At 69.0% G+C, this 12,241-nt stretch carries 9 protein-coding genes; all 9 read left to right on the plus strand.

Features of this window, described 5'->3' with window-relative positions:
* Positions 1 to 34 precede the first annotated feature (34 nt).
* Complete coding sequence (gene gudD, locus QYL93_RS17130; RefSeq protein ID WP_305744759.1) at positions 35 to 1,387, plus strand: glucarate dehydratase; 1,353 nt, start codon at positions 35 to 37, stop codon at positions 1,385 to 1,387.
* A 111-nt stretch (positions 1,388 to 1,498) separates the two neighbouring features.
* Complete coding sequence (locus tag QYL93_RS17135; protein ID WP_305744760.1) at positions 1,499 to 1,945, plus strand: hypothetical protein; 447 nt, start codon at positions 1,499 to 1,501, stop codon at positions 1,943 to 1,945.
* Positions 1,946 to 2,074: 129 nt separating this feature from the next.
* On the plus strand, positions 2,075 to 3,349 hold the full coding sequence (locus QYL93_RS17140; protein ID WP_305744761.1) for a TolC family protein: 1,275 nt from the start codon (positions 2,075 to 2,077) through the stop codon (positions 3,347 to 3,349).
* Positions 3,346 to 3,978, plus strand: coding sequence for a hypothetical protein (locus tag QYL93_RS17145; protein ID WP_305744762.1), 633 nt, complete (start codon positions 3,346 to 3,348; stop codon positions 3,976 to 3,978). Before QYL93_RS17140 ends, QYL93_RS17145 begins: the two co-directional genes overlap by 4 nt.
* Positions 3,975 to 5,120 carry an efflux RND transporter periplasmic adaptor subunit gene (locus QYL93_RS17150; protein WP_305744763.1) on the plus strand — a complete coding sequence of 382 codons (1,146 nt, stop codon included), beginning with the start codon at positions 3,975 to 3,977 and terminating at the stop codon, positions 5,118 to 5,120. The genes QYL93_RS17145 and QYL93_RS17150 overlap by 4 nt, the downstream gene beginning before the upstream one ends.
* A 15-nt stretch (positions 5,121 to 5,135) precedes the next feature.
* Positions 5,136 to 8,282 carry an efflux RND transporter permease subunit gene (locus QYL93_RS17155; RefSeq protein WP_305744764.1) on the plus strand — a complete coding sequence of 1,049 codons (3,147 nt, stop codon included), beginning with the start codon at positions 5,136 to 5,138 and terminating at the stop codon, positions 8,280 to 8,282.
* A gap of 95 nt (positions 8,283 to 8,377) precedes the next feature.
* A complete protein-coding gene (locus QYL93_RS17160; RefSeq protein ID WP_305744765.1) occupies positions 8,378 to 8,773 on the plus strand; it encodes a hypothetical protein in 396 nt (131 codons plus the stop codon).
* Positions 8,774 to 8,780: 7 nt separating this feature from the next.
* A complete protein-coding gene (locus QYL93_RS17165) occupies positions 8,781 to 9,842 on the plus strand; it encodes a DMT family transporter (protein WP_305744766.1) in 1,062 nt (353 codons plus the stop codon).
* Positions 9,843 to 10,300: 458 nt separating this feature from the next.
* Positions 10,301 to 12,211, plus strand: coding sequence for an ankyrin repeat domain-containing protein (locus QYL93_RS17170; protein ID WP_305744767.1), 1,911 nt, complete (start codon positions 10,301 to 10,303; stop codon positions 12,209 to 12,211).
* Positions 12,212 to 12,241: the final 30 nt, after the last annotated feature.

Genomic DNA, 12,241 nt, shown 5'->3' on the forward strand with positions numbered 1-12,241 from the left:
CGTCTTCGCGCCTCCCTACCTGATTCTCGACACCATGAACGCCTCTTCTACACCGTTGGCCACCAGCACCCCCGTCGTCACCGAGCTGCGCGTGGTGCCCGTGGCGGGCCACGACAGCATGCTCATGAACCTGAGCGGCGCGCACGGCCCCTTCTTCACGCGCAACCTGATCATCCTGCGCGACAGCGCAGGCAACACCGGGGTGGGCGAGGTGCCCGGTGGCGAGAAGATCCGCCAGACCATCGAGGACGCACGGCCGCTGATCGTGGGCCGGCCCATCGGCCACCACAACGCCGTGCTCAACGCCATGCGCGCCCAGTTCGCCGACCGCGATGCGGGCGGGCGCGGCCTGCAGACCTTCGATCTGCGCATCACCATCCACGCCGTGACGGCGGTGGAGTCGGCCTTTCTGGACCTGCTGGGCCAGCATCTGAACGTGCCCGTGGCCGCGCTGCTGGGCGAGGGCGTGCAGCGCGATGCGGTGCAGATGCTGGGCTACCTGTTCTACGTGGGTGACCGCGCCAGGACCGACCTGGCCTACCGCACCGAGCCCGGTGCCGACAACGACTGGTTTCGCCTGCGCAACGAGAAGGCCATGACCGCCGATGGCATCGTGCGCCTGGCCGAGGCGGCGTACGAGCGCTATGGCTTTGCCGACTTCAAGCTCAAGGGCGGCGTGCTGCGCGGCGAGGAAGAGGTCGAGGCCATCCGCGCGCTGCACGAGCGCTTTCCCGAAGCGCGTGTCACGCTCGACCCCAACGGCGGCTGGCTGCTGAAAGACGCCATCCGCATCACGCGCGACCTGCACGGCGTGATGGCCTATGCCGAAGACCCCTGCGGTGCCGAGGGCGTGTTCTCGGGCCGCGAGGTGATGGCCGAGTTCCGCCGCGCCACGGGTCTGCCCACCGCCACCAACATGGTCGCCACCGACTGGCGCGAAATGGCGCATAGCCTGGCTCTGCAGTCGGTGGACATACCGCTGGCCGACCCGCATTTCTGGACCATGGCCGGATCGGTGCGCGTGGCGCAGATGTGCCAGGCCTTCGGCCTGACCTGGGGCTCGCATTCGAACAACCACTTCGACGTCTCGCTGGCCATGTTCACCCACGTGGGCGCCGCCGCCCCCGGCCGCGTGACCGCCATCGACACGCACTGGATCTGGCAGGACGGCGAGCGCCTGACCAAGGAGCCGTTCCAGATCAAGGACGGGTTCATAGCGCTGCCCCAAAAGCCCGGCCTGGGCGTGGAGCTGGACATGGACGAGGTCGAGCGTGCCCACCGCCTGTACCTGGAGCATGGCCTTGGTGCGCGCGACGACGCCATCGCCATGCAGTACCTGATCCCGGGGTGGAAGTTCAACAACAAGGCGCCTTGCATGGTGCGATGAGGGCACGCGTGTCACGCGCAGTGAGGCAGCCATGTCGCCTGGCACGCAGGCAGCAGGCGTGTCCGTCGGGGCGGGCGTGCCCTGCGCGCTGGGGTGGGTTGCCGATTGCCCATGGGCATGGACACCGCGGCACTGCGGATGGAACCCGGCACGGGTACGGTTATCATGGTGGCCTGTCCTCCATTGGAACCGTCCCGCTCCATGCGCCGGCTGCTCGCCGTTCTCCTGCTGCTGTCTTTCTTCTGCCAGGCCTTTGCAACGGCCGGGCAGTTGGTGGCGTTGGGCCATGGCGAATCGTTCCAGGCAAGCCATGCTGAAATGCACTGGGAAGGCGTTGCGCACCACCATGACGAAGACGGTGTGGCGCACCAGGACGACTCCTCCGAGTCCATCGCGCACATGCTCGCCGATGCCGGCCCCGGCACGGCGGCGCTGATCCAGGCTCCGGTGCTGGCCTTGCTCGTCGACCGCCCGCCTGCTCCGGCAGAGGTGGCCGAAGCTGCCGCTCCACCTCCTTACCTTGACGGCCTGCGAAGGCCCCCTCGACTGATCTCCTGACCCCACCGTAGCGCCGGCGCCTTGGTTCCCAAGGCCCCGGTTGTTTGTCGGTGCGATCAGTGCCTGTGGCCCCGCGCCTGTGCGTGTTCCGGGGCCAGTGCTGATCGCCGTTGATCAGTCAGGATTCACGTGAGTTTCTCCATCCCCGGGCTTGTGGCGCGTGTCGCTGCAGGCAGTGCATTGGGCTGCGTTCTCATGGGCGCAGGCCTTGCACAGCCCACCCCTGCATCACCTCCCATCGCGGCATCCGCCAGCGCGCCCACCTTGGCGCAGGCGGTCGATTCCGCCTGGCAGCGGGCCGTCCAGGCGCGCGAAGCCGATGGCCAGGCCCGGCGCGCACAGGCCGAGCGGGCCGCCGCGTCCAGCCTGTGGGCCGCGCCCCCGTCGCTGGAGCTGTCGCACCGGGACGACCGCTGGCAGACATCCGCTGGCCGGCGCGAGACCGAGGCCGGCCTGGCCTGGCCGCTGTGGCTGCCGGGCCAGCGCAGCGCCCGTGGCGCTGCCGTGGATGCCGACCTGGAACTGGCGCAGGCGGCTGTGGATGCTGGCCGGCTGCACTACGCCGGGCTGGTGCGCGAAGCGGCCTGGGCCATTGCCGCCCAGCGCGCAGAGGTCGGCCTGGCGGATGCCCAGGTCCGCTACCTCCAGGGCATGGCCGACGACGTGCAGCGCCGCGTGCAGGCCGGTGACCTGGCCCACGCGGATGCCCTTGCCGCGCATGCCGAGACGCTCGCAGCCAATGCGCTGCTCCTTGCGGCCCGGCAGCGGCTGGCAGCCAGCCAATCGCAATGGACCTTGCTGACGGGCCTGCAGTTGGCCCCCGATGTCGCGCCATCCGCAGCCGCCTCCCTGCAGTCTCCGAGCTTGCCGGTCGAGTCCCACCCCGATGCCCGCCTGGCCCGGCTGGCGCTGGAGCGGGCGCGCAAGCAGCTCGACGTGGTGACCACCTCGCGGCGCGACCCGCCCGAGTTGCTGCTGCGCCTGCGCCAGGACGTGCCGGGGCGCGGCGAATCGGCGCAGCACAGCATCGGCATCGGCGTGCGCATCCCCCTGGGCACCGAGGGCCGCAACCAGCCGCTTGCGGCGGCTGCGCTGAGCGAGATCGACGTCGCCGAAACCAGGGCGCAGCGCACGCACGAGCGGCTGGCCGCCGAAGCAGCCCAGGCGCAGGCAGCGGTGCGCGCCACCGAGCAGCAACTGCAAGCAGAACGGCAGCGCGCAGCTTTGCTGCGCGAACGCGCCGGCCTCATCGACCGCTCCTTCAAGGCCGGAGAAACCCCCTTGCCAGAACTGCTGCGCGCCGTCTCCGCCGCAGCCCAGGCCGACGCTGGCCTGGCCCGCCAGCACACAGCGCTGGGCCTGGCCCAGGCCCGACTCGAACAAGCCCTCGGAAACCTTCCATGAACCACGCAATCTTCTCGACCTCCCGTCGCCGTGCAGGGCTGCTGCTCTGCGCAGGCTTTGCGGCCCTGCTGCTGTCGGCAGCCCCCTCCATCGCAGCCCCGGGTGCCCACGGGCCCAACGGGGAGCATCTGGACGCCCCCGCCCAGGCCGGCAGCACCGGCGGCACCGTGCCGCGCATCGAGGCCCATTCGGAGGCCTTCGAACTGGTGGGCCGGCTGCAGGGCGGCGAACTGTCCCTGCTGATCAACCGCTATGCCACCAACGAACCAGTGCTCAACGCCACGGTCGAGGTGGAAACCGGCACGCTCAAGGCACCCGCCAAGTTCCATGCGGATATGGGCGACTACGCCGTGGACGACGCGGCCATGCTCAAGGCGCTGGCTGCGCCAGGGGAGCATTCCCTGGTGGTCACCATCCTGGCGGGCGCCGACAGCGATCTGCTCGACGGGACGCTCACCGTGCCAGGTGCCGCAGCCAATGACCACGGCCATTCCCATGACGAGGGCCATGCCCACGGGCCCTCCCGAACGGTGTGGCTGGCCCTGGCATTGGTGGTGCTGGTGGCGGTGGGCTGGCTGTTCGGCCGCAAGAAGGCTGCCGTTTCTTCGTCCGTGGGAGGTGCGCAATGATGAACCCGTCGATCCGACAAGCCCACGCTGCGGCACTCGCCCTGGCCCTTGCGGTTTGCGCAGCCCCCGGCTGGGCAGCGCCCGGCGCCCATGGCCCCAATGGCGAGCACCTGGATGCACCGGCGGCACCCACCAGCGCATCCGGTCTCATGCGCCTGCCCGATGGCAGCGTCAACGTGCCGATGCTGGCCCAGCGGCGCTTGGGCCTGCGCACCCAGCTGGCGCTGGAGTCCGAGGCTGCAGGCACGGTTGAGCTGCCGGGCCGCGTGGTCGTGGACCCCAATGCCAGCGGCCGGGTCCAGGCGGTCCATGGCGGGCGCATGGAAGCTGGCCCCAAAGGCCTGCCGGTGGCAGGCCAGGCGGTGCGCCAAGGGGACATCCTCGCCTATGTCGCCCACCATGCCGAGCCCTATGCGTTGGCCAACCAGCAGGCCCAGCTCGCCGAGCTGCGCAGCGGGCGCGACCTGGCGGCCCAGCGCGTCAAACGACTCGAAGGCCTGGAAGGCACCGTGCCACGCAAGGAAATCGAGGCCGCGCGGGCCGAGCTGCAAAGCTTTAGCGCCAGGGAAAAAAGCATCTCCGCAAGCTTGGGCGCGCGCGAGGCGCTGCGGGCGCCCGTGTCCGGCGTGATCGCCAGGGCCGATGCAACCCGGGGCCAGGTGGTCGAGGCACGCGAGGTGCTGTTCGAAGTCATTGACCCGGCCCGCGTGCTGGTCGAGGCCACCACCGCCGACGCGGGCCTGCCGGCGCGCACGGGCAACGCGCACCTGCAGGGTGTCGCTGGCGTGACGCTGCAGCTGATCGGTGCGGCGCGCAGCCTGCGCGACGGGGTGTTGCCCATGACCTTTCGGGCCGCATCGGACAAGGCGGGCACCCCCTTGCCGCTGGCCGTGGGCCAGCCGGTGACGGTGGTCGCCGCGCTCAAGGAGCAGGTGAAGGGCTTCGTGTTGCCCGCCCAGGCCGTGGTGCGCAACAGCGCCAATGAGCCCATCGTCTGGATCAAGTCCGGTGCCGAGCGCTACATCCCGCAGCCCGTGCAGTACCGCTCGCTCGACGTCGCCACCGTGGTGGTGACCCAGGGCCTGGGTGCCGACAACCGCGTGGTGGTGCAGGGTGCACCGCTGATCGCACAGATCCGCTGAACGGAGCGCCACGCCATGTTCAACTGGATCGTTCGCAACAGCCTGCACAACCGGCTGTTCGTGCTGGCAGCCGCCGCGCTGCTGCTTGCCTGGGGGGCCATCACCGCCTGGCGCACGCCGGTGGATGTGTTCCCGGACCTCAACAAGCCCCTGGTCACCGTGCTCACCGAGGCCGGTGGCATGGCCCCCGAAGAGGTGGAGCAGCTCGTCACCTTTCCGCTGGAGACGGCGCTCAACGGCATGCCGGGTGTCACGCGGGTGCGCTCTACCTCAGGGGTGGGCCTGTCCATCCTGTATGCCGAGTTCGACTGGGGGACGGATATCTACCGCAACCGCCAGCTCGTGGCCGAGCGCCTGGCGCAGGCGCGCGAGCAACTGCCTGCCGGCATCGCGCCGGTCATGGGGCCGGTGTCGTCCATCATGGGCGAGGTGATGCTGATCGCGCTGCCGCTTTCCGCAGGCGATGGCAAGGCCGCGCAGGCCACGCCCATGCAGGCGCGCGAGTACGCCGACTTCGTGCTCAGGCCCCGGCTGCTGTCGATCCCTGGCGTATCCCAGGTCATCCCCATCGGCGGCGAGGTGCGGCAGCTGCGGGTGGAGCCCGACACGGCGCGCATGGCGCAGTTCGGCGTGTCCCTGACCCAGGTCGAGCAAGCGCTCAAGGGCTTTGCGGGCAATGCCGGCGGCGGGTTCATCGACCTCAACAGCCGTGAGTTCCTGATCCGCCACATCGGCCGCACCAACCGGCTGGAAGACCTGCAGGGTGTGGCCGTGGCCTGGAAGGATGGGCGCGCAATCTTGCTGGAGCAGGTGGCGACCGTGCGCTTTGCGCCTGCCATGAAACGCGGCGATGCGGGCTACGGCGGTGCGCCGGCCGTCATCGTCAGCGTGCAAAAGCAGCCGGCGGCGGACACGGTGAAGATCACCCACGCCATCGAAGCCGCGCTGGGCGACCTGAAGCAGGGCCTGCCGGCCGGCCTGGCCGCGCCCAAGGTGCTGTTCCGCCAGGCGGACTTCATCGAGGCGTCCATCGGCAACGTGACCGAGGCGCTGCGCGACGGCGCCATCATGGTGGCCATCGTGCTGTTCGCCTTTTTGCTGTCGGCGCGCACCACGCTGATCTCGCTGGTGGCCATTCCGCTGTCGCTGGCCGTCACGGCGCTGGTGTTTCGCCTGCTCGACCAGTCGATCAACGTGATGACGCTGGGCGGCCTGGCGATTGCCATCGGCGAGCTGGTGGACGATGCGGTGGTGGACGTGGAGAACATCCTGCGCCGGCTCAAGCAGAACCGCGCCCAGGGCAAGCCGCTATCCACCCTGGAGGTCGTGCGCCGGGCCAGCGTGGAGGTGCGCTCGGGCATCGTCTACGCCACCGCCATCGTGGTGCTGGTGTTCGTGCCGCTGTTCGCGCTGCCGGGCATCGAGGGGCGGCTGTTCACCCCGCTGGGCATTGCCTACATCGTCTCGGTGCTGGCCTCCATGCTGGTGTCCATGACCGTCACGCCCGTGCTGTGCCAGTACCTGCTGCCGCGCATGAAGCGGCTGGACCTTGGCGACAGCGCGCTGGTGGCCTGGCTCAAGCGGCGCGATGAGCGGGTGCTGCACTGGTCGTTTGCGCATGCGAAGGCGCTGATCGCGGTGGCTGCGCTGGCCGTTGCCGCAGCGGCCGCCAGCGTGCCCTTCTTTCCGCGTGCCTTTCTGCCGGCGTTCAACGAAGGCTCGCTGGTGCTGGGCATGGTGTTCACGCCCGGCACGGCGCTGGCCGAAGCCAACCGCATGGGTGCGCTGGCCGAGACCTTGATCGCCGAGGTGCCCGAGGTCACCCAGGTCGGGCGGCGCACGGGCCGCGCGGAGCTCGACGAGCATGCCGAAGGCGTGCACTCGGCCGAGATCGATGTGGACCTGAAACGATCGGCCCGCGACCGCGAAGCCGTGATGGCCGACATCCGCGTCCGCCTGGCCGTGCTGCCGGCCCAGGTCGCCATCGGCCAGCCCATATCGCACCGGCTGGACCATCTGCTCTCGGGCGTGCGGGCGCAGATCGCGCTCAAGATCTTCGGCGACGACACCGACACGCTGCGCAGCCTGGCCGAGCAGATGCGCCAGCAACTGGCGGGCGTGCCGGGCCTGGTGGACCTGTCGGTCGAAAAGCAGGTGCTGATCCCCCAGATCACCGTGCGCCTGGACCACCGCAAAGCCGCCCAGGCCGGGCTATCCCCAGGGGAAGCCATCCGCGTGCTGCAGGCACTGACCGAGGGCGCGCACGGCGCCCAGATCGTGGACGGCCTGCGCCGCTACGAGCTGGTGCTGCGCCTGCCCGATGGCAAACGCGGCCCGCAGGATCTGGCGCAGACCCTGATCGATACACCTTCCGGCCGGATTCCGGTGTCGGCCCTCGCTACCGTGCAGGAAACCGACGGCCCCAACCAGATCGGCCGGGAGAATGGCCGCCGGCGGATCGTCGTCTACGCCAACACCGACGGATCGGACATGGGCCGCGTGATCGCCGACATCCGCGCCGCCATGGCGAAGACCCCGTTGCCGGCGGGCACCTTCCTGAGCCTGGAGGGCCAGTTCCAGGCCCAGGAACAGGCGATGCAACTCATCGTGGGCCTGTCGCTCGTGTCTCTGGCGATGGTTTTCCTGGTGCTGTACGCACGCTACCAGTCTGCGGTGCTGGCCGGCATCATCATGGCCAACATCCCCTTGGCCCTCATCGGCAGCGTGGTGGCCATGTGGCTGGCGGGGGTGAGCCTGTCGGTGGCGTCCATGGTGGGCTTCATCACGCTGGCGGGCATTGCCACGCGCAACGGCATCCTCAAGGTCAGCCACTACATCAACCTGTGCCAGTTCGAGGGCGAGAGCTTCAGCCAGGCCATGGTCGTGCGCGGCTCGCTGGAGCGCCTCACGCCCGTGCTGATGACGGCGCTCGTGGCGGCCTTTGCGCTCACGCCGCTGCTGCTGGCGGCCGATGCCCCGGGCAAGGAGATCCTGCACCCGGTGGCGGTGGTGATCTTCGGGGGACTTGTCAGCTCCACCTTGCTCGACACGCTGCTCACGCCCGTGATGTTCTGGAGATTCGGACGGCGCGCGACAGAACGCCTGCTGTCTGAAGATACCCAGAGCGATGGCGATGCGCCCCGAACGCAGGAGGCCTATTGACCCTGTTACCGCCTCCCGCCTGGTTTCATAGGCCTTTGTGCGCCCCCTGGGCAAGCGCGCCGATCCCTGCAACTTCTCAACCCAAGGAAAATCCCATGACCGTGAAGAACAAGCTCTCCAAGACCATTGCCGCCGCAGCTGTGCTGGCGGCCTCTGCGATCTTTGCCCCCGCCGCCCTGGCCCACGGCACGCCCGACCCGATGTATGGCGGCGTGGTGCAGACCGTCAACCACGTTGTCTTCGAACTGGTGGCTACGCCCGATGGCGCCCTGGTCTATACCCTGGACCATGACGAGCCCGTCGATGCGTCCCGCTACGACGGCAAGCTCACCGTGCTCAACGGTGCCGACAAGTCCGAAGCGCCGCTCAAGCACGCCGGCGGCAACAAGCTGGAGGCGAAGGGCGTCAAGCTCTTGCCCGGTGCCAAGGTGGTGGCCGTGCTGAACACCAGCAGCAAGAAGACCATCACCGTGCGATTTACCGCCAAGTGATCTGCCGATGAACCGCGCCTCTACGCATTGGCCGTCGCTGCGCGGCGGGCTGCTGGCCCTGCTGGCGGCCGCGCTGTTCGGCGTGAGCATGCCGCTGGTCCAGCACTTTGGTGCCGGGCTTGGCGCGTTCACCACCGCCGCCTTGCTGTACGCAGGGGCCGCAGCGGTGGGCGCCCTCTCACGACAGCCGGTCGAGCAGGAGGCGCGGCTCACGCGTGGAGACATGCCCCGGCTGTTGTCCATGGCCGTGTTTGGCGCGGTGCTGGGCCCGGTGGCCATGGCCTGGGGGCTGCAGCACACCAGCGGCACTGGCGCCTCGCTGATGCTGACGCTGGAGGCGCTGTTCACCGCAGTGCTGGCGCGCCTGATCTACCGGGAGACTATGGACCGCCGCGTCTGGGGGGCCATGCTACTGCTGCTGGTCGGGGGCATTGCGCTGGTGATGGACCAGGGGCAGGCCGGCGGCAGCCAGCTGCTGGGCTTGCTGGCCGTACTGCTGGCCACGGCCGCCTGGGGTGCGGACAACACGCTGTCGCGCGCTCTGGCAGAGCGCGATCCGGGCCAGGTGGTGCTGGGCAAGGCCTTGCTGGGCGCCAGTGCCACCGCCGTCCTCGCGCTGGTCTTTGGCGATCCGCTGCCAAGCATCGGCGCGGCGCTGGCCTTGCTGGCAGTGGGCGCCACCGGCTACGGGCTGAGCCTGCGCTTTTGCCTGCTCGCGCAGCGGGCCTTCGGCGCTGCGCGCACGGGCTCGGTGTTCGCGTTCGCGCCCTTCATCGGCGCGGCCCTGGCCATCGCGCTGGGCGACCGCAGCGGCAGCTGGGCCATGGCGGCGGGTGGTGCGCTGATGGTGCTGGGCGTGGCACTGCATCTGGCCGAGGCACACGCGCATGAACACGTGCACGAGGCGATGGAGCACGAGCATGCGCACCGCCACGGCGACGGGCACCACAACCACACCCATGCGCAGATGCCGGCCGGGGCGCACAGCCATCTGCATGCGCATGAACCGCTGAGCCACGCGCACCCCCATGTGCCGGATGTGCACCACCGGCATGGGCATGGGCCTTGATTTTCGCCGGCGTCCTGCGTCCCGCCGAAGCGCCAGCAGCACCAGCGAGAGCGCCGGTGACGGCTGAACTCGGACAGGTGGTAGCCCGCAAAGGGCGGGCACCAGTCCTCCCGCACGCGCACGGGGCGGTCCTCATCGAGGCGCTGAGGGGCGATGTGTGCGAAATGTCCTGAATCGCCGCGTTGCGCAAGGCGCGGGGCCAGCAGGCAGCGGGATTTCTGCGATGCTGGCCCCACGGGCGGCGGCTGACGGCCTGCACGCCCCCAGGGGCTGCCTCGGCTACCCCTTCGTTCCCATGGCCAATGGCTTTGCGCCGGACAACTGATTGAATGCACCCACCTACCGCCATCCGGCTCCTCGCGCTGTTGTCCTTCTCGGTTTTTTGCAGCGTGGCCACTGCCGCTGAGTGCAGCGACGGTCTGCCGGGGGACTACGCTGTTGAAAAGAACGGGCCTGCCGTGCTTCGCATCGAGCAGTCCTCCGGCCGCTTGCACACCCTCCAGAAGGACGACAGGGGCCAGTGGGGCGCTCAACGGTTCGAGAGCCCGGTGGTGGCGCCCGACATGGTGCGCAGGCTCATGGATGCCGAGGACCGTTCAGGGCCGATGTGCGGCGTGCGCGTACCGGGCGGGGCCTTGCTCAAGGTGCCGGTGGGGCAGGCGTACCGCGTGAGCAGCGCCACCGAAAAGTCCACGGTCGAAAGCCAGGCGCTGACCGGCTACCTGTTCTACGAGGCCAGTGGCTTTGCCGTGTCTGCCGTGGATCTGTACCCGGTGGCCCGCGCGGGTGAAGCGCCCGCAGTGCCTGCGGCCTCCGCCCAGGCGGCGTCTGGCCGCGAAGTCCCTGGCTCGGCGATCTGCCCCGGGCGGCGCTTGCCCGATATGCGCCAGGCCGCATTCGATGGCTTGCCAGCCCTGCAAAAGAGCGGGTTTCACCGGCTGAATGCCGCCGGCCAATCCAGGTTTGTCTGCGGGCAGTACCTGAACGATCTGATGGGCCGCAGCCTGGGCTCGAACGCCTCGTCCGGTGCATCGAGAGAAGGCATGCTGAAGGAGGTATCCACCCTGATCAGAGCCGGGCAGGTGCCCCGCAACGCAGAGGGGCAGGAATCCTGGGCCTCGGCTTCGAGCAGCCTGCTGTCGAGCATCGCGAGCCGGGGCGGCGAGGCGGTCCCGTTCCAGAAAGAGGTCTACGCACTGTTTGTGCATGAGATCCTGCCCCTGATGGGCGATGCCAGCCACGACGAGGATCGCGGCCTTGCCGAGCTGACCTACCTTATCAAGGAGCTGGTATCCATTCCACAGGAGTATGGCGTGGTGGCGCTGAAGGCATTGAACCGCCAGGGCGTTCTGCGGCGGTCAGTGCGCGGGTCGTCGCAAAAAATCGCGTCCGAGGCGCTGCAGTTCAACACCCTGCGCATTCCTGCAGACACCTTTGACTACCTGCTGGCAGAGGCAGGGCCCGGCGCGGCCAACGACGCGAGTTTGATGACGACACTGATCGACCGCAACGGCGTGGAAGGCATCCGGCGCATGCTCCACGCCGGGGCCAACCCCGCCCAGAAGGGCTGGTTGTCCAGGGCCCGGATGAATGCTGATGCAGCCCCTGAAATCTATCCCTTGCTGCTGAATGCCGCACTGGCCGCCGCACAAGGCAACCCGGCGCAGTCTCGGGCGCTGGGGGACCAACTGACCCTGGTGCTGGGACGGCTGCTGGCCAGGTGCCCCAAGGACGCTGCGCCGTGGACGGAAATCGACGTTCTGGTGGCGCAGGGCGCCAGGGTGCAGGGGGTGTTCGACAACCAGGAGTTCTCCGAAATAACCCTGGGCGTCTTTGCGCGCAGGTGCCCTGAGGGTTTCAAGGCCTTGCTCCAGCGCGGCTTGCCCCTGGACACTGTCTATCCCTACCCCGCGTACGCGGGCCCCAGGCAGGACACGCCCTTGCTGATGTACCTGACCGTGGGGATGGAAGACCACCCGCCGCAAGCGCAGGTGCTGGTGGAGATGCTCAAGCGGCACAACAACGCCAACGTGCGGCCCGCCTGTACCGGCTGCAACCCCTTGAACGCCCTGGAAATGGCGATTTTCTCGGGCGATACGGGCGTCCTGAAAGTGCTTCTGGATTTTGGCGCAGACCCCAATGATCCGAACCCGGATGGCAGGCCCCCGTTCATCCGGGCGGTGATAGAGAACAGCGTCGAGATGCTGGAGATGATGAACGCGAAGACTCCGCTCGACGTCCACCGGCCGGACAGGAAAAACATTTCTCTGCTGGCCTGGGCGAATTGCGCAGGCGCCAAGGACGCGGCGGCCTGGCTCAGCCGCAAGGGGGCGGTCAGCAGCGGGGAGGCGCTGTGCCAAAAGCGCTGACGGGCCCGCGTGTGGGGGTGCTCCCGCACA

It is taken from the genome of Acidovorax sp. A1169, from assembly GCF_030704685.1.
Classification (GTDB): domain Bacteria; phylum Pseudomonadota; class Gammaproteobacteria; order Burkholderiales; family Burkholderiaceae_C; genus Acidovorax.